The following is an 18,279-nucleotide window of genomic DNA, read 5'->3' as shown; positions in this document are numbered from 1 at the left end:
CGCTTTGACCCGTATCGCCACGCCGGTGGCGCAACTACCTTCGATCCCCAATAAGAAAACGTATCGGGAAGCGCTCATGCCATTCGTCGCCATGCGGATTCGCACGGCTGTTCGCGCCGCCGGGCACCTGTGATGTCGGTGTCGGCGCGAGCTCGCCATTCCGGCTTCGACGACGTCATCGGCGATGCGACGATCGAAACGCTGGCGAGCGGCTTCGGTTTCCTCGAAGGGCCGGTGTGGCATCCCTATGAGAAGTGGTTGGTTTTCTCCGACATTCCGGAAAGCCGCATGTACCGCCGCAGTGCCGCAGGCGAGATCGAACTGTTTCGCGAGCCGAGCCACAAGGCCAATGGCAATACGCTGGATCGCCAGGGACGGTTGGTCACCTGCGAGCACGCGACGAGCCGGGTGACCCGCGCCGAGCCCAATGGCAGCGTGACCGTGCTTGCCACACACTTCCAGGACAAGCAGCTCAACAGCCCCAACGATATCGTCGTTGCCACCGGCGGCTCGATCTACTTCACCGATCCGGGCTATGGCAGGGTGGAATTCTACGGCGTGCCGCGGCCGCAGGAATTGTCTTTCCAGGGCGTCTACCGCATCGACGGCGACGGCGCCCGGCTGACATTGCTGGCCGACGATTTCGTGCAGCCGAACGGACTTTGCTTCTCGCTGGACGAGTCGCGGGTGTTCATCAACGACACCGAACGCGGACATATCAGGGTGTTCGGCGTCGAGGCGGATGGCGACCTCAACGGCGGTGCGGTGTGGGCGGTGACCGAAGGCGACGGGCCGGGAGCGCCGGACGGCATGAAGATCGACAGCCGCGGCAATGTCTACTGCACCGGCCCCGGCGGCATCCATGTCTTCGACGCGTCGGGTGCCATTCTGGGGGTCATCCGCACGCCGGAAGACTGCGCGAATTTTACCTTCGGCGACGACGATCTGAGGAGCCTCTACATCGCCGCATCGACGTCGCTGTACCGGCTCCGTGTGCGCGTGCCGGGATTGAGACTGTTTTGAGTTCGGGACCGTCCGTGCTCAAATCAGATTGGGAGCGAGGCCGGGGTCAAAACCGGCAGGAACTGCAGCAGTAGACATCTGGGAGGATTACGACATGAAGAAACTGTTTGTCTTGGGCGCTCTGGCGGCGATGCTCGCCTCGGGCACCGCACTTGCCGACACCAGTGGCAAGAAGATCGCCTTCTCCAACAACTATGCCGGCAATTCGTGGCGGCAGGCGATGCTCGACAGCTATGGCATCGTCACCAAGAAGGCGGTCGCCGACAAGGTCGTCGGCGCGGCCGATATCTTCACCACCGCCGACAAGGAAGTGCCGACGCAGGCGGCCCAGGTGCAGAACCTGATCCTGCAGGGCTATGACGCGATCGTCATCAACGCCGCTTCGCCGGACGCGCTCAACGGCGCCATCAAGCAGGCGTGTGACGCCGGCATCACCGTCGTCTCCTTCGACGGCACCGTCACCGAACCTTGCGCCTATCGAGTCGTCGTCGACTTCAAGGACATGGGCAAGCAGGAAGTCGAGCAGATGGCCAAGTTCCAGCCCAAGGGCGGCAATCTGCTGGAAATCCGCGGCCTTGCCGGCACCTCGATCGATGACGCCATCCATGCCGGGATACTTGAAGGTGTCGCTGCCCATCCCGAGTTCAAGATCGTCGGTTCGGTGACCGGCGACTGGGACCAGACCACGGCGCAGAAGGCGGTCGCGACCATCCTGCCGTCGCTGCCCGATGTCGTCGGCATCGTCGACCAGGGCGGTGACGGCTATGGCGCGGCGCAGGCCTTCGCCGCCGCCGGCAAGCCGCGCCCGACCATCATCATGGGCAATCGCCAGGATGAGTTGCAGTGGTGGAAGGAACAGAAGGACAAGGACGGCTACAAGACCTGGTCGGCGTCGATCGCGCCGGGCGTGTCGTCGCTCGCCTTCTGGGTGGCGCAACAGGTGCTCGACGGCCGCACCGACATCCCGCACGATCTCTTGGTGCCGTATCTGGCCTTCACCCAGGACGATTTCGAGGCCGAGCTGCCGAAGATCGTCAAGGGTGGCGTCGCCAGCCACGAGTACACGCAAGAGGATGCGATCGCGGCCATCAAAGCCAATATCAAGTGAGTGTCGGAGAAGCGTTGCCGTCCGTATCGTCGAGCGGATATCGTTGAGCATGGTTGCAGGGAACGCTGACATCATCAGACTGAACGGCGCCGAAAAACATTTCGGCGCCGTTCGCGCGCTGGGCGGCGTGGATTTCCACGTTGGCCCCGGCGAATGCGTCGGGCTCGTCGGCCACAATGGCGCCGGCAAGTCGACGCTGATGCACATGGTGGCGGGCACGCTGGTGCCCGACAGCGGCCAGATTGGCGTGCATGGCGGCATCGAGGACAATTACTCGGTGTCGCGGGCGCAGCAGCTGGGCATACGCTGCGTCTTCCAGGAACTGTCGTTGTGTCCCAATCTCAGCGTCGCCGAAAACACGCGCATCAACCATGCGTCGCTGCGCGGCTTCGGCTGGCGGCGCAAGGCAGCGGATCTGATCGCCGCCAAGCTCGACGAGATATTTCCCGGTCATAGCATCTCGGCGTCTGACATCGTCGGCGACCTGTCGATCGGCCGGCGCCAGATGGTGGAGGTGGCGCGCGCCTTCACGGTCACGCAGGACCGGCTCGACCTCGTCATCCTTGACGAGCCGACATCGTCGCTCGACGCGCACACCGCCGGACAGTTGCTGGCCTTCGTGCGCCGCTTCGTCGCCGGCGGCAAAAGCTGCATCCTGATCTCGCATGTGCTGGGCGAAGTGCTGCGGAATGCCGACCGCATCGTGGTGATGCGCGACGGCAAGGTGGTTGTCGCCGACGCAGCGGGTGCCTTCGACCGCGACCGGCTGGTGACGGCGATGGGCGGGGCGGAAGCGCGCCAGAAGATCGCGGCGCAGGTCGCCGCCGCCAAACCGGGGGCTAGCCCGCTGCGGGTGCGGGCGCGACCCGCCGTGCAGAAGGACGGCACCGACCTTGTCGCCCGTGCCGGCGAGATCATCGGCCTTGCCGGTCTGGCTGGCCACGGCCAGACCGACCTGTTGCTGGCGATCTTCGCTGCTGCATCGCGCGCCAAGGCCGGCATTGAGGTCACCGCGCCGGTGGCGCTGGTGGCCGGCGACCGGCAGTCGGATGGCATCTTCCCGCAATGGTCGATTGCGCAGAATATCGGTATCCGTTCGCTGGCGCGTTTGCGCAACGGCCTGTTGATCTCGCCGCAGCGCGAGGCCGAGCTTGCTGCAATCTGGCAAAAGAAGATCGGCATCCGCACGCCGGACATGAACAACAACATCTTCTCGCTGTCGGGCGGCAACCAGCAGAAGGCGCTGTTTGCCCGGGCGCTTGGCTCGGACGCGCAGATCGTGCTGATGGACGATCCGATGCGGGGCGTCGATATCGGCACCAAACTGGAGGTCTATGACCTCGTACAGGAAGAGGCCCGCCGAGGCCGCACCTTCCTCTGGTACACCACGGAAACCGAAGAGCTCGACAATTGCGACCACATCTATGTCTTCAAGAACGGCCGCATCGTCGCCAATCTGGGCCGCGATGAATTGACCGAAGAGAAGATCATCCAGTCCTCGTTTGGCGATGCGGCGTGAGATGACGGCCGCCAGCCTAGAAGCCACCACCAAGAGTTCCGCCGAGCGTGGCGCGCTGGCACGCGCCCGCCTGCTGCGTGGGTTGTTGCCGGCGCTGTCGCTGGCGCTGGTTCTTCTCGCCATCGCCTGGCTCAATCCGCGCGCCATCAGCTATTTCGGCTTCAGCCTGATGCTGAACCTGGCGATCCCGATCGCCCTGGCGACGATCGCGCAGATGTTCGTCATCGCCGGCAACGAGCTCGACCTGTCGATCGGAACCTTCGTCGGCTTTGTCGGCTGCGTGACCGCGACCTGGCTGAAGGACGCGCCGCTGATCGGTGTCTTGATCCTGCTCGGCTCGATCGGTGTCTATGCCTTGCTCGGCGCGCTGATCCATCTGCGCAACCTGCCCTCGATCGTGGTGACACTCGGCATGAGCTTCGTCTGGCAGGGGCTGGCCATTCTCGTCCTGCCCAAACCCGGCGGCAAGGCGCCGGACTGGCTGCTGGCGTTCATGGCGTTCAAGCCGCCTCTCGTGCCGTTCCCGATCATCGCCGCGCTGCTGATCGGCCTCATTGTCCATTTCGGGCTGATGCGCACCTCCTACGGCGTGATCCTGCGCGGTTCCGGCGGCAATCCGGCCGCGCTCGGCCGTGCCGGCTGGTCGCTGCTCAAGACCAAGATCGTGCTGTTTGCGCTGGCCGGCCTGTTCGGCGTGCTGTCCGGCATGGCGCTGATAGGCATCACCACCTCGGCCGATGCCAATATCGGCAATGGCTACACGCTGCTGGCGATTGCCGGCGTCATCCTCGGCGGCGGCGAATTCGTCGGTGGCCGGGTGTCGCCGATCGGCGCGGTGATCGGCGCGCTTACGCTGGCGCTGGCCGCCTCGCCGCTGCTCACCTTCATGCACATTCCGCCCGACTGGCAGGTGGCCGCCAATGGCGCCATCCTGATCATCGTGCTGGCGGCCCGCGTCCTGATCAGCCGCAGGGAGAGGTAGCCATGGCCGCGTTGAAACCACTGCTTGCCAAACCCTGGATCTGGTCGTTCCTCGGCGCCTTGTCGGTGTGGCTGGCGACGATCGCCTTCACCGGCGGCTATGGCGCCGGCGGCATGGTCACGGCGGCGCTGTCGCTGGCAGTGTTCACCGTCATTGTCGGCATCGGCCAGATGTTCGTCATCACGCTTGGGCCTGGCAATGTCGACCTGTCGTTGCCGGCCAATATCGGCTTGGCCAGCGCTGTCGCCATGAAGGTGATGGACGGCAACGATGCCATGATCGTGGTCGGGCTTTTGGCGGCGCTCGCCACGGGTGCCGCGATCGGCGCCGCCAACTATCTGCTGATCTGGGCGCTGCGCATTCCGCCGATCATCGCCACGTTGTCGGCCAGCTTCATCATCCAGTCGATCGACATCAGCTATGGGCGGGGGCTGCAGATAAAGCCGCCGCCCGGCTTCGCCGATTTCGCCAACTGGCAGGTGTTGGGCATTCCCGTGCTGGCGATCCTGACCGTGCTGTTCACCATCGGCGCCGCCATCGCCCTGCAGCGCATGGTCTATGGCCGTTCGGTGCTGGCGATCGGCCAGAACATCCGCGCGGCGTGGCTCGCCGGCGTCAATGTCGGCCGCATCCGCTTCCTCACCTACACGCTGTCGGGGGCGCTCGGCGGCATCGACGGCGCGCTGCTCGCCGGCTATTTCCGGGGCGCCAATGTCGATATTGGCAACGAATACCTGCTGGCCTCGATCGCCGTCGTCGTGATCGGCGGCACATCGGTGGCCGGCGGCAAGGCCAACGTGCCGGGCGTCTGGGGCGCTGCGCTTTTCCTGGTGCTGCTTTTGACCATGCTCAACACGTTCGGCGTCAGCGCCGGGGTGCGGCTGCTGCTGACCGGGCTGATCATTGTCGGTGTCATCACGGCCGCGGGTGGGCAGAAGGCGCTGCGGTAGGTGTGATGGCGCACGGCGTGATGGCGGCGGAGGCTGCCGGCAGCGCAGGAGCACGTCAAGGCCGGTAATCATTGTGCCAGGCCAGCATCCGGTTCCCATCGGCGTCACGGCGCTGTAAATCCCATGCGCGCGGTCTAACTCAAAGAGATAGAGCATGATGTCGTCCGAAAACCGCTTCACACTTTTCGGCATCATGCTCTAGCCGCTCACCAGTGCTGGGAGGTTTGCGTGTCCGATTTCCTGAAGGTCAGCCGTGACGGCGATGTCGCCATCGTCACCATCGACAATCCGCCGGTCAATGCGCTGAGCTTTCATGTCCGCGAACCGCTGATGCAGGCTCTCGTTGAATTGCGGGATGATCCGTCGGTCGCGGCCATCGTCATCGCCTGTGCCGGCCGAACTTTCGTTGCCGGCGCCGACATTACCGAATTCGGCAAGCCCGTGCAGCAGCCCGACCTGCGCGCCATCGTGGCAACGCTGGAAACGATCGCCAAGCCGACGATCGCCGCCATCCACGGCACCGCGCTTGGCGGCGGCCTGGAGCTGGCGCTCGGCTGCCATTTCCGCGTCGCCGACGCCGGCGCCAGGCTCGGCCTGCCGGAAGTCAAGCTCGGTCTCTTGCCGGGTGGCGGCGGCACGGTGCGGCTGCCGCGCCTTGTCGGTGCAGGGAAGGCGCTCAAGATGATCGTTTCCGGTTCGCCGATCGGGGCTGAAGAGGCGCATGCCGCCGGTCTGGTCGACGCCGTCTTCGAAGGCGATCTGACCACGCATGCCGTGAACTTCGCCAGGGAAATAGCCCGCAAGGGTGGTCCCTTCACGCCGGTGCGCGATCGAAATGATGGGCTCAAGGAGACCGACCTGGCGGCTTTCGATGCCGAGGCGGCGGACCTTGCCAAAAAAGCGCGGGGCCTCGAAGCGCCGATCGCGTGTGCGCAGGCGGTGCGCAATGCCGTCACGCTGCCGTTCGACGAGGCGCTGGCGGCGGAACGCGCGCTGTTCGTGAAACTCGTCGCCAGCGACCAGTCGCGCGCGCAGCGCCATCTGTTCTTCGCCGAACGTGAGGCGGCAAAGATTCCCGGCAAGGATCTCATCAAGCGCAGGATCGCGCGTATCGGCGTCATCGGCGCCGGCACCATGGGCGGCGGCATCGCCATGGCTTTCGCCAATGGAGGCTACTCCGTCACCTTGCTGGAGACCAGCCAGGAGCCGCTGCAACGCGGACTGGGCACGATCGACAGGAACTATGCCGTCTCCGTCACGCGAGGATCATTGACCGAAGATGCCAAGCGGCAGCGGCTTGCCCAGTTCACGGGGTCCACCGATTATGCCGATCTCGCCGATTGCGACCTGATCATCGAGGCGGTGTTCGAGGATATGGCGGTCAAGAAGGAAGTCTTCGGCAAGCTCGATGTTGTGGCCAAGCCCGGCGCCATCCTCGCCACCAACACCTCCTATCTCGACATCAACGAAATCGCCGCCTCGACCTCGCGCCCGCAGGATGTGCTCGGCCTGCATTTCTTCTCGCCGGCAAATGTCATGAAGCTGCTGGAGATCGTGCGGGCCGAGAAGACCGCGCCCGATGCACTGGCTGCCGTCGTCGACATGGCGCGGCGGATCGGCAAGGTGGCTGTGGTCGTCGGCGTCTGCCACGGTTTTGTCGGCAACCGCATGCTGGCGGCGCGTGGCGCCGAATCCGAGGCGCTTCTACTGGAGGGCGCAACGCCGCGCCAGATCGACCATGCGTTTACCGATTTCGGCTGGCCGATGGGGCCGTTCCAGATGGGCGATCTCGCCGGCCTTGACATTGGCTGGCGCAACCGCAAGGCGCGCGGCCAGACGGCCGTGATCGCCGACACGCTGTGCGAACAAGGTCGTTTCGGCCAGAAGACCGGCCGTGGTTTCTATCTCTACGAGGCCGGCTCGCGCACGCCAGTCACCGACCCGCAAGTCGAGGCGCTGATCCGCGACAAGGCGGCAGAGAGGGGCATCGAGCCGCGCGCGATCGGCGGGGAAGAAATCATCGAACGCACGCTCTATCCCCTGGTCAACGAGGGCGCCAGGATTCTGGAAGAGGGCATCGCCACCCGCGCCTCCGACATCGATGTCGTCTGGGTCAACGGCTACGGCTTTCCCGTCGGCAAGGGCGGGCCGATGTTCTGGGCCGGCCTCGAAGGGCCGGCCCAGCTCATCGAGCGGCTCGACCATTGGCATCAGCGGACCGGCAAGGACGTGTTCAAGGTGGCGCCATTGCTCCGGCGGATGGCGGAGACCGGTTCCTGGGAAGTCGGCGCAGTAAGCTGATCGCGCCACCCAACGTACGGGACCGCCTATCCCTGGTCTCTCGCCAGCACGAAATCGTGCTCGACCTCCCAGAACGGGCCGGCGAATTCGAGGCCCTTGGCGCGCGCCGGATCGTCGATGCTCTTGAACTCAGCCAATAGGCTTTCCTTCACGCCGAACACCGCGTCCGAATTGATGTAGGGGTCGTCGGGGTCGAAGATGTGGGTGGTCAGCGTCTCGAAGCCGTCTGCCTTGAGGATGTAGTGCAGATGCGCCGGGCGATAGGGGTGGCGACCGAGCGCATGCAGCAGCTTGCCGACCGTGCCGTCGTCAGGGATGGGGTAGAATTTCGGCTTCACCGCGCGGAACCAGTAGCGCCCATCGGCGTCGGTGCGGAACACGCCGCGCAGATTGAAGTCGGGCTGGAGGCCCTTCTGCTGCACGTCATAGAAACCCTCGTCATTGGCCTGCCAGACGTCGAGCACGGCACCGGCGATCGGCTTGCCCTCGGTGTCGAGAATGCGGCCATGGATGAACATGTCCTCGCCCTTCTGGTCGAGGCAGATGTTGGCGCCCATTGGCAATTCCGGTGCGTCGGCGAGATGGAACGGTCCGAGCACCGTCGATTCCGAAGCGCCTGACGGTTTGCGGTTGTTGATGGCGTCGACCAGCATCGAGACGCCAAGCACGTCCGAAAGCAGGATGAACTCCTGCCGCCATTCAGTGGAGAGCTGGCCGGTCCTGGTCAGGAACAGGATGGCCTCGAACCATTCGTCCTGCGTCGGTTCGATCTCCTTGACCGCCTCGTGCAGCTTGCGGGTGATGACCTCCATCACGGCCTTCAGCCGTTCGCTTTTGGCGTTGCGGTTGCGGCCGGTGACGACCTCGACCGAATTCTCCTCGGTGAAGAAGCCCTTTTCGTGCGCTTCCATCGTCCGTCCTCACCTGTCCAGAATTGACGTCAGGGCGCGGCGAAGATCCGCCGCCGGATCGCCGCTTATCGCGTCCGCGCGCCAGCCGACATGCTGGTCGGGGCGCACGAGCAGGATGCCGCTGTCGCGCACTTCGCGGGCGCGCGCCCAGTCGCCGGAAAAGTCCTGCCACGGCTGGCGTGGGCCAATCAGGTGGCCAGCCATGTCGATGCCCAGTTCCTTGCTGACGACCTTCGCGGCGTCGAGCCAGCCTTGCCCGCCAATGCCGGTCAGCACGGTGAATTTGCCGTGCCCGGTCAGGTCGAGTGTCGAGACCTTGTCGCCGCGTTCCGAATGCACCCAGACATGCGGCAGCCGGGCGCCCGGCCAGGACGTCGGCTGATGGTGCAGTTCGGCGTCCTTCTCGAAGGCCGGTTCCTCCTGCCCGTCGGTGACGATGGCATTCGACTTGTAGCGCTGGTTCATCTCGACGCCATGGGCGTCGAACTCGTAGACCTTGGCGGCGATCGTCTCGCGGATCTTGGCGCGTTGCGCCTCGGCCGCCGGCGTGTCGTCGCAGCGCGCATCCATGTTCGACTGCATCTTCACCGGGTCGATCGAATCGAGCAGGCCAAGCGCCTTGAAGATCGGGCCGAACTCCTCGATCGACTTGTTGGCGCGGGTGACGATCTGCCTGGCGACCGGCGCGCGCTCCTGCGAATAGCTGTCGAGCAGTTTTGGTCCGGCCTTGCCCTTGATGACATAGGCAAGCTTCCAGGCGAGGTTGAAGCCGTCCTGGATTGAGGTGTTGGATCCGAGCCCATTCGACGGCGGGTGGCGATGGATGGCGTCGCCCATGCAGAACACGCGACCTTTGGAGGTCTGCGTGGCGTACATGTTGTTGACGGTCCAGGTCGATACCGACTGGACGTCGATCTCAAGCTCGGGGTCGCCGACGAGATCGCGCGCCACTTTTCTGGCGAAGGCATCATCGACCTTGGGCGCCGGCTGGTTGATGTCGTAGCCCCAGACGATCAGCCACTCGTCCCAGGGCCGGATCATGCGCACCAGGCCCATGCCGATGCCGCCGACATCGGCGCCCGGCTGCACCACCCAGTAGAGCACAGACGGCCGGTGGGCGACGTATTTCGACAGGTCGGCCTTGAACAGGATGTTCATCGAGCCGCCAACACCCATCTTGCCTTCGAAAGGCAGGCCGGCATGTTCGGCGACCAGCGAATTGCCGCCATCGGCGCCGACCAGATACTTTGAGCGGATGGTGATGTCCTTGCCGGTCAACCGGTCGCGACAGGTTGTGGACACGCCCTCTGCGTCCTGCACATGCGACAGATACTCCATCGACATCCGCGACTGCGTGCCGCGCGAACAGGCGGTCTTGAACAGCAGTGGTTCCATGAAGGTCTGCGGCAGGTCGTTCATGTGCGAGGGCGAGGAGAGCAGATGCTCGGCGCGGGAAAGCGGATGCTTGCCCCAGCTGCGCATGCGGCCGATCTCCTCGCCGGCGAGCGAGGTGCAGAACACGTTCTCGCCCATCAAGTCCTGTTCCGTGGCATGCATATAGGCTTCGGCCTCGACGTCCTTGCCGAGGTCGCGCAGGACTTCCATAGTGCGCTGGTTGGTGATGTGCGCGCGCGGCGTCGCGGCCAGCCAGCGATAGCGGTTGATGACCATGTTCTCGACGCCATAAGTCGAAAGCAGCGCTGCGGTCGCCGAGCCCGCAGGCCCGGTACCGATGGTCAGCACGTCGGTGGTGATGTCAGCCATGCGGCTCTCCCTTTTTGCTTGCTGATAGCGGTCCGCCGGTCAGCCGGCGGCGGACCGGGAAAAGCTGGATGCCGGTGCGCTCGGCAAACAGGCCCCACAGGCCGCGCGGCGCAAACAGCATGATGACGATGCCGATCAGCCCGAGGATCAGGAGATACCAGGAGCCGTAGTCGGCAAGCAGATTCTGCAGGATGTAGAAGACGATGACGCCGACGATAGGCCCTTCGATGGTGCCGATGCCGCCGATGACGACGATGAAGATGACATAGGCGGTCCAGTCGACGACGGAGAAGGCAGCGTCCGGCGAGATGCGGGCCTTTTGCACATAGATCAGGGCGCCGGCCAGCCCAGTGCCAAAGGCTGCCGCCAGATAGACCAGCGTCTTCATGCGGCGGGCGTCGACGCCGACCGAGCGCGCCGCTTCCTGGCTGTCGCGCACGGCGGCGAGCCCCAGTCCCTGCTTCGAGCGCAGCAGGCGATAGACGAGGCCTATGGTGGCGATGGCGAGCAGCAGCGCCAGCCAATAGGTCAGGATGTCGCCGGCGCCTGACGATTTGACGCCGAACAGATCGCCGACCAGCTTCAGCTCCGGCGTGTCGCGGATGGCCTCGCGCGGCAGCGAGGTGCCGGTGCCGCCGCCCAGCATCTTCCATTGCGCCAGCACCAGCCGCACCACTTCGGCGATGACCCAGCTGCCGATGGCGAAATAGGCGCCCTGCAGGCGAAACAGGAAGAAGGCTGTGGGGATGGCGAGCAAGGCGCTGGCGATGCCGGCAAGAAGGATCGCGGCCAGCGGGTCGAGCCCGGCGAGGATGACAAACGCGAACATGGCGTAGGCGCCAAAGCCGACGAAGGCCTGCTGGCCGACCGAGACCAGCCCGGCATAGCCGGCCAAGAGGTTCCAGTTCTGCGCCAGCACCAGCATGGTTAGGATGAAGAACAGGTCCTGCAGCACGCTGCGGGAGACGAACAAAGGCGCGGCGAAGGCAAGCAGGATGACGAGCGCGGCGACGATAGCGAAGGTCGCCGATGCCTTGGTTCGCGTTTCGACTTTCCAGCGGCTGAGTGTGAAATCGGTCATGGCTCTCAATCCACCGCGCGCGGAAACAGACCGCGCGGCCTGACCAGCAGCACCACCAGGAAGGCCAGATGGCCGGCCAGGATCTGCCATTCCGGATTGATCGCGGCCCCAAAGGTCTGGGCGATGCCGATGACGATGCCGCCGAACAGCGTTCCCCACAGCGAGCCAAGGCCGCCGATGATGACCGCCTCGAAGGCGTAGATCAGCCGCGCCGGTCCGATGGTCGGGTCGAAATTGGCGCGCGTGCCGAGATAGAGGGCGGCGATCGTCACCACCACCATGGCGATGCCGGTGGCGGCGGCGAAGATGCGCTTCGGCTGGATGCCCATCAGTCCGGCGGTGAGCGGATCATCCGAGGTGGCGCGAAAGGCGCGGCCGAGCGATGTGCGGTAGAACAGCTGGTTGAGGCCGACGATCACCGCGATGGCCGAGGCCAGGGTCAACAGCGGCATGACGCCGACATTGACCGGTCCAAGCGCCAGCGATGCGGATTCCAGCCCACCGACCGAGATGCGGCGGCTGTCGGCGGAAAACCCTTCGAGCAGGCCGTTCTGGATGACGATCGACAGGCCGAAGGTGACCAGCAGCGGCGGCAGGATATCGGTGCCCAATGTTCGATTGAGAAGATAGAATTGCAGTGCCCAGCCGACAGCGAACATCAGCGGCATCGCCACAAGGGCGGCGACGAACGGGTTAAGGCCAAGGGCGGTCACCAGCGCGAGAATCAGGAAGGCGGCGAGCACGATGAGGTCGCCATGCGCCAGGTTGACCAGCCGCATGATGCCGAAGACGAGGCTCAAGCCGGCCGCGAACAGCGCGTAAAGGCCGCCGAGCTGAATGCCCTGGATGATGGTGTCGAGCGCGCTGGTCATGGGGTTTGCCCCGACCGTTGACTAGCTGGGTGAGATCTGGGCAGTTTCTCTCGCATCGCCGCCCCTCAATGCCCGAAATAGGCGGAGTGAATGGCCTCGCGCGTCAGTGCAGCCGGCGCGCCGGAGAGGGTGATGCGGCCTTCCATCATGCAATAGACGCGATCGCTGACCTTCAGCGCCTGGCCGATGTCCTGCTCCACCATGACGATCGAGGCGCCGGCCGCGCGGATGCGTGGAAAGGCGGCGTAGATATCCCTGATGACGACCGGCGCCAGGCCAAGGCTGATCTCGTCGCAGAGCAACACGCGTGGGTTGGACATCAGCGCGCGGCCGATGGCCACCATCTGCTGCTGGCCGCCGGACAGCGCCGTGCCCGGATTGGTGCGCCGTTCTTTCAGGATGGGGAACAGCTCATAGACGCTTTCGAGGCTCCAGTGCCCGGCAACGGCGCGACCATAGCGACCGATCAGCAGGTTCTCCTCGACGCTAAGCGACGGGAACAGCTTTCGCCCCTCCGGCACCATCGCGATGCCGCGCGCGACGATGTCGGGGGCGGGCAGGGCGCCGATTTCTTCGCCATCGAACAGCACCGCTTCGGGCTGGTTGGCCAATATGCCGGAGATCGAGCGCATCAGCGTCGTCTTGCCGGCGCCGTTGGCGCCGATGATGGCTATGGTCTCGCCTTCATCCAGCGCGATGTCGACGCCGAACAGTGCCTGGAAGTCGCCGTAGCGGGCGGTCAGTCCTCTTGTCTCGAGCAGCGCCATCACACTTCGATCCCGAGATAGATCTCGCGGACCTCACGCGATGCCATGACGGGATCCGGCGCGCCCATGCCGATAACCTTGCCGAAATTGAGGACGAGGAGCCGCTCGACCACCGAATTCAGCGCATGCAGCACGTGCTCGATCCAGATGATCGACATGCCGCCTTTGTGGATGGCGCGGATGGTGTCGACCAGCATGCCGCATTCGCCCTCGGTCAGGCCGCCGGCGATCTCGTCCAGCAGCAGCAGCCTGGGTTCGGTCGCCAGCGCGCGGGCAAGCTCAAGCCGCTTGCGCTGCAGCAGGCTCAAGCCGCCGGCCGGATGATTGGCGCGGTCGATCAGCCCGGTCTCGACCAGGATCTCGGCGCAGCGGTCGCCGACCTCGGCTTCGGTCTTTCTTGCCCCGAAGGCGCCGGCGACCAGCAGGTTCTCGAACACGGTCAGTTTCTCGAAAGGCTGCGGGATCTGGAAGGAGCGTCCGACGCCGGCAAAACAACGCTGCATGGGTGGCAGCCGTGTCACGTCCCGACCATCGAAGGTGATGGTGCCGGCGTCGACGGCGATGTTGCCGGTGATCAGGTTGAACAGTGTCGACTTGCCCGCCCCGTTCGGGCCGATGATGCCGAGCGCCTCGCCCTGCCGCAGCTCGAACGAAACCGCGTTGGCGACCGTGAGAGCGCCGAAGCGTTTCGAGACATTGGAGAGCGCGAGGATGGGCATTGTCAGCCGATCACTTCCATGTTGCCGCCGGTCGGGATGTTGGGCGCGGTCTTGTTGTCGGTGATGACGAGATCGTAGCCGCCACCATCCTTCAGCCGCCATTGGCCGCCGACCAGCGGCGTCTTGGCGATGTTCTTGGCGGCAAAGGGCGGCAGTTTGGCGCCGTCCCAGGCGATCGGCCCGACCAGCGTGTCGAGCCTGGTCGCGGCGATCGCTGCCGCCACCTTGTCACCATCGCCTGCTTCGCCGGCTCGTTTCATGACGTCGGCGGCGATCTCGAACAGCGCGTGGACAAAGCCGATCGGCTGCGTCCATTGCCGGCCGGTGGCCTTGGTGAAGCCCTCCGCGACCTGCGCCGAGCTTTCGCCGGTCAGCGACGACTTGAACGGATGGTTGGGCGTCCACCAAACTTCCGATGACAGATTGTGGCCGGACTTGCCGAGCGCTTCGACCGATTGCGGGAACAAGAGTGCCTTGCCGATCGACGCCACCTTGGGCGTGAAACCCTGCTGTTTGGCCTGGTTCCAGAAGGTGGTGAAGTCGGGCGGAATCATCACGCCGGTGATGATTTCGCACGACGCGCCCTTGAAGGCGTTGATCTGCGCCGAGAAATCGTCGGTCAGGTTCTGGTAGCGGCCAGTGTCGGTCAGCCCGTAGCCGCCCTTGGCCAGCACCGGCGGAAATCCGACCGTGCCGTCGCCCCAGGCGTTGCCGTCGCCATCATTGGGGAACAGGCCGCCAACCTTTTTGTTGGTCTCGACCTGCGCCCACATGTTGGTGAAGACGGCAATGACGTCCTCCAGACCCCAGAAGAAATGGTAGGCATAGTTGAACGGCTTCCACGAGGCCGGGTCGCCGGGATTGCCCTGCTGGCCGATGAACCATGGCTGCCATGGCGCCACCGTCGACAGGCACGGCACTTCCTCGGCCTCGCAGGTCGTGGCGACCGGGTTGGTGGTCTCCGGCGTCGAGGCGACAAGCATCAAATTGACCTTGTCGTTGACGATCAACTCCTTGGCGACTTCCGCCGCCCGGTTGGGGTTGGACTGGCTGTCCTTGACCACCACCTCATAGTTGAGGCCGGCCGCCTTGGTGGCGGCGAGGAAACCGTCGATGATGAACTTGTCGGCCTCGGCGAAAGCCGCCAGCGGACCCGATTGCGGGCTGACATAGCCGAGCTTGATCGGCGCATTCTGGGCGATGGCCGGCATGGCCAGGCCCGAGGTGCCGGCAAGCAGGCCAGTGGCGGCGGTGTTGCGGATGAATTCGCGTCTGGTGATCATTGTTGTTCCTCCCTTTGTTGCCGTCAGTCTTGTGGACGTCTTCCCTCCCACGCGTCCTGCAACAGGGCGCGGATTGCGGCGCGATCGAAGGGCCGCGGATTCCAGTACGGATTTTTGGTCGCGATCTCGGCGGCGCGGTCGAGGTCGCCCTGCTCGAGGCCGAGTTCCCTCAGCGTCAGCGGCGCGCCGACCGATTTGGCGAAATCATGCAGGCGTCCACCTGGGCTGCCGCCGAAGATATCGGCAACGGGTTTGAGCAATTCGGGCACGGCGACGGCGTTGAAGCCGATCGTGTGCGGCAGCATCACCGCATGGGTCTCGGCATGCGGCATGTCGAAGGAGCCGCCCAGCGTGTGGCAGATCTTGTGATGCAGCGCCATGCCGACGGTGCCGAGCACGGTGCCGCACAGCCAGGCGCCATAAAGCGCGTCGCCACGCGCGGCGAGATTCCTGGGCTCCTCGATCAGGACGGGAAGCGCCTGGCTCAGGGCGCGGAGCCCCTCGACGGCCATCAGCGTCGATACAGGGTTGCGGTCCTGCGCGTAGAGCGCTTCCGCCGCATGCGCTATGGCATTGAGGCCGGAGGTGACGCTCATCGCGATCGGCAAGCCGACGGTCAGTTCCGGATCGTAGATCACGACTTCCGGCAGGATTTTTGCATCTCGAACCGTGGTCTTCAAGCCGTTCTCGGTCTGGCCGAGGATCGGCGTCACTTCCGAGCCGGCATAGGTGGTCGGGATGACGATCTGTGGCAGGTCGGTTCGATAGGCGATCGCCTTGCCCAGTCCAGTGGTCGACCCGCCGCCGAGCGCGACGACGCAGTCGGCATTGACTTCATGCGCCTTGGCCAATGCCACCTCGGTCACCTCGACCGGCGTGTGCATGGCCGCACCGGCAAACGTTCCAGCCGCCAGTGCCCCCAGCTTCTTCGCCAGCGCGTCGCCATCGCCGGCCTGGTGCGACGTCGAAAGCACCAGCGCGCGTCCGCGGCCGAGCCTTTCGACCCAGGCGCCGACCTCCAAGGATGCGCCGTTGCCGAAGACGATATGCGCCGGGCTGCCGGAATAGGTGAATTGCCTCGTCATGCTGCCCGGCTCCCCTTGCGCGCCATCGCCATGACGAAGCTGAAGTCGAGCGACCAGCCGGCGCCACCGCTCAAACGCTTGAAGTCGCCGACAAGCTCCGGCTTGACACCGAACAAGGCGTCCTCGTCGAGGCGCGGGTCGCCGCGATCGAACACTTGCGTGGTCAGCGTCTCGAAATTGTCGGCGCGGATGAGAAAATGCAGATGTGCCGGACGGTCGAGCGGATAGTTTAGCCGGCCAAGCATCTGCCCGACCGGCCCGTCATTTGGCACGCCGTAGCCGGCCGGCTTGACCGTGCGGTAGTGGAAGCGGCCGTCCTTGTCGGTGGTGAAGACGCCGCGCAGGTTGAATTCCGGCTGCAAATCGGGCTGCTGGTTCTCGTAGAAACCTTGTGCGTTCGCTTGCCAGGTTTCGACCGTCGCTCCCGATATGGGCATGCCGTCGAGATCAATGACCCGCCCCGACACGGTGAGTGGCGTGCCGACGCCATCCAGCGAAATGTCGGCGCCGAGCGGCAGCCTCGGCGCGTCGGCGCGATAGAACGGGCCGCGTCCGGTGTTGGGCGTCGCACCGTTCGGACGTCGGAAGTTGATGTCCTCGACCAGCGCGCTGACGCCGAGCAGGTCGGACAGCAGCACCCATTCCTGTCTTTTATCATCACTGGCGTGGCCGATTTCGGTGAGGAAGGCGATCGCCTGGCGCCAGTCCGCCGCCGTCGGGCGGGTCTCCCTGACGATCTGGTGAAGATGGTCGACGACGGTCGCGAGGAAACGCGGCAACGGCCCGGCCTTGGCCTTCAACAGGCGCTGGGCGACCATCTCGGCGGAGTTGGTCTCGTTGAACGACGGTCTGCCAGCGTGTGACATGTTCCTTCCCGGTTTCATCTCAGGAAGGGACATTAGCGCAGGCCACACACAAAAATGATGATTTCTGCCCGGTTTAATATACCATATCGGTATGAAGCTCGATGAAAGGCATCTCATTCAGCTGGCGGCCGTGGTGCAGGCCGGCGGCGTCACCGAGGGCGCCGCACTGGTCGGCCTGTCGCAGCCCGCCGTTTCGCGCACGCTGTCGATGCTGGAGAAACGGCTGGGCGAGCCGCTGTTCCTGAAGGGGCGCCGGCCGTTGCAGCCGACGCCGCTCGGTCGGGCGCTGGCCGATCATGGCCAGGTGATGCTGGCGGCGTCGCGCAAGGCCTCGGACATTGTCGCCAATTTCAGCCAGGGCCGCTCCGGTGTGGTGCGGGTCGGCGGCACACCGTTCTTCATGGACGCGCTGATCTCCGGCATGATCGCCGATTTCCAGAACGCCTATCCGGATGTGCGCGTCGACCAGAGCTATGGCTATCTGTCCGACCTGCGCGCGGCCATCAACGCCGACCGGATCGACCTTGCGGTTTGCCCGATCGACCTTCTCGAAGAAGGATCGGGCATGGAGTTCCGCGAGATCCTGCCGGGGCGCAATGTCGTCGCTTGCCGCTCCACTCATCCGTTGCTGCTGCGGCGCAAGCTGAAGACCAGCGACCTGCTCGACTATCCCTGGATCGCACCACCGCCCGGCAGCCCGCTGCTGGACGATTTGCGCAGCCTGCTTTTGTCACTGGGCGCCACGGAGATAAAGATCCGCTATTCCGGCGGCTCGCTGACCAGCGCCGTCAACTACATGAAGCAAACCGACGCGCTGACCGTGCTGCCGCACAGCGTGGTCTTTGCCTTTCGCAAGGACAAAGCGATCACGGCGCTGCCGGTGGCGATCCCGCACCCAGAGCGGGCACTCGGCCTGCTGCGGCTCGCCGATACGCCGCGCGCACCGGCGGTCGATGCCTTCGCCAAGCACATCCGCCAGGGTTTCGACAATCTCAAGCACCTGATCAAGCGCCACGAGCAAGCGGTGGTCTGGGGCGCGTAGAGGTCC

At 64.9% G+C, this 18,279-nt stretch carries 16 protein-coding genes; 7 read left to right on the top strand and 9 right to left on the bottom strand.

Annotated elements, in window-relative coordinates; all coding sequences use genetic code 11:
• Positions 1–132 precede the first annotated feature (132 nt).
• From HNQ71_RS10630 to HNQ71_RS10605, 6 genes are all read left to right on the top strand, one after another.
• Positions 133–1,023 (top strand): SMP-30/gluconolactonase/LRE family protein, encoded by an 891-nt coding sequence (locus HNQ71_RS10630; protein ID WP_184872544.1) that lies wholly within the window; start codon positions 133–135, stop codon positions 1,021–1,023.
• A 94-nt stretch (positions 1,024–1,117) separates the two neighbouring features.
• Positions 1,118–2,131: a substrate-binding domain-containing protein gene (locus tag HNQ71_RS10625; protein WP_184872543.1), complete on the top strand. Its 1,014-nt coding sequence runs from the start codon at positions 1,118–1,120 to the stop codon at positions 2,129–2,131.
• 49 nt (positions 2,132–2,180) lie between these two features.
• Positions 2,181–3,650: a sugar ABC transporter ATP-binding protein gene (locus HNQ71_RS10620; RefSeq protein ID WP_184872542.1), complete on the top strand. Its 1,470-nt coding sequence runs from the start codon at positions 2,181–2,183 to the stop codon at positions 3,648–3,650.
• A 1-nt stretch (position 3,651) separates the two neighbouring features.
• A complete protein-coding gene (locus tag HNQ71_RS10615; RefSeq protein ID WP_184872541.1) occupies positions 3,652–4,632 on the top strand; it encodes an ABC transporter permease in 981 nt (326 codons plus the stop codon).
• Positions 4,633–4,634: 2 nt separating this feature from the next.
• Entirely contained in the window at positions 4,635–5,582 is a 948-nt protein-coding gene (locus HNQ71_RS10610; RefSeq protein ID WP_184872540.1) for an ABC transporter permease, read from the top strand.
• Between the two features lie 228 nt (positions 5,583–5,810).
• On the top strand, positions 5,811–7,883 hold the full coding sequence (locus HNQ71_RS10605; RefSeq protein ID WP_184872539.1) for a 3-hydroxyacyl-CoA dehydrogenase NAD-binding domain-containing protein: 2,073 nt from the start codon (positions 5,811–5,813) through the stop codon (positions 7,881–7,883).
• A gap of 26 nt (positions 7,884–7,909) precedes the next feature.
• On the opposite strand, the gene HNQ71_RS10600 is transcribed toward HNQ71_RS10605, so the two are convergent.
• From HNQ71_RS10600 to HNQ71_RS10560, 9 genes are all read right to left on the bottom strand, one after another.
• Positions 7,910–8,794, bottom strand: coding sequence for an intradiol ring-cleavage dioxygenase (locus HNQ71_RS10600; protein WP_184872538.1), 885 nt, complete (start codon positions 8,792–8,794; stop codon positions 7,910–7,912).
• Between the two features lie 9 nt (positions 8,795–8,803).
• Entirely contained in the window at positions 8,804–10,558 is a 1,755-nt protein-coding gene (locus HNQ71_RS10595) for an FAD-dependent oxidoreductase (RefSeq protein ID WP_184872537.1), read from the bottom strand.
• Positions 10,551–11,639: a branched-chain amino acid ABC transporter permease gene (locus HNQ71_RS10590; protein ID WP_184872536.1), complete on the bottom strand. Its 1,089-nt coding sequence runs from the start codon at positions 11,637–11,639 to the stop codon at positions 10,551–10,553. Before HNQ71_RS10590 ends, HNQ71_RS10595 begins: the two co-directional genes overlap by 8 nt.
• 5 nt (positions 11,640–11,644) lie before the next feature.
• Positions 11,645–12,511 carry a branched-chain amino acid ABC transporter permease gene (locus HNQ71_RS10585; RefSeq protein WP_184872535.1) on the bottom strand — a complete coding sequence of 289 codons (867 nt, stop codon included), beginning with the start codon at positions 12,509–12,511 and terminating at the stop codon, positions 11,645–11,647.
• A gap of 65 nt (positions 12,512–12,576) precedes the next feature.
• Positions 12,577–13,278 (bottom strand): ABC transporter ATP-binding protein, encoded by a 702-nt coding sequence (locus tag HNQ71_RS10580; RefSeq protein WP_184872534.1) that lies wholly within the window; start codon positions 13,276–13,278, stop codon positions 12,577–12,579.
• Positions 13,278–13,997 carry an ABC transporter ATP-binding protein gene (locus tag HNQ71_RS10575; protein WP_184872533.1) on the bottom strand — a complete coding sequence of 240 codons (720 nt, stop codon included), beginning with the start codon at positions 13,995–13,997 and terminating at the stop codon, positions 13,278–13,280. The genes HNQ71_RS10580 and HNQ71_RS10575 overlap by 1 nt, the downstream gene beginning before the upstream one ends.
• A 2-nt stretch (positions 13,998–13,999) precedes the next feature.
• Positions 14,000–15,280, bottom strand: coding sequence for an ABC transporter substrate-binding protein (locus tag HNQ71_RS10570; RefSeq protein ID WP_184872532.1), 1,281 nt, complete (start codon positions 15,278–15,280; stop codon positions 14,000–14,002).
• 23 nt (positions 15,281–15,303) lie between these two features.
• A complete protein-coding gene (locus tag HNQ71_RS10565) occupies positions 15,304–16,365 on the bottom strand; it encodes a maleylacetate reductase (RefSeq protein ID WP_184872531.1) in 1,062 nt (353 codons plus the stop codon).
• Positions 16,362–17,231: a dioxygenase family protein gene (locus tag HNQ71_RS10560; protein ID WP_184872530.1), complete on the bottom strand. Its 870-nt coding sequence runs from the start codon at positions 17,229–17,231 to the stop codon at positions 16,362–16,364. Before HNQ71_RS10560 ends, HNQ71_RS10565 begins: the two co-directional genes overlap by 4 nt.
• Before the next feature lie 91 nt (positions 17,232–17,322).
• Between HNQ71_RS10560 and HNQ71_RS10555 the strand changes: the two genes are divergently transcribed.
• Positions 17,323–18,273 (top strand): LysR family transcriptional regulator, encoded by a 951-nt coding sequence (locus HNQ71_RS10555; RefSeq protein ID WP_184872529.1) that lies wholly within the window; start codon positions 17,323–17,325, stop codon positions 18,271–18,273.
• The last annotated feature ends 6 nt before the right edge of the window (positions 18,274–18,279 follow it).

This window comes from Mesorhizobium sangaii, from assembly GCF_014207355.1.
In the GTDB taxonomy this organism is placed as follows: domain Bacteria; phylum Pseudomonadota; class Alphaproteobacteria; order Rhizobiales; family Rhizobiaceae; genus Mesorhizobium; species Mesorhizobium sangaii.
Note: the sequence above shows the minus strand (reverse complement) of the source record. Positions and strands in the feature narration are given on the sequence as shown.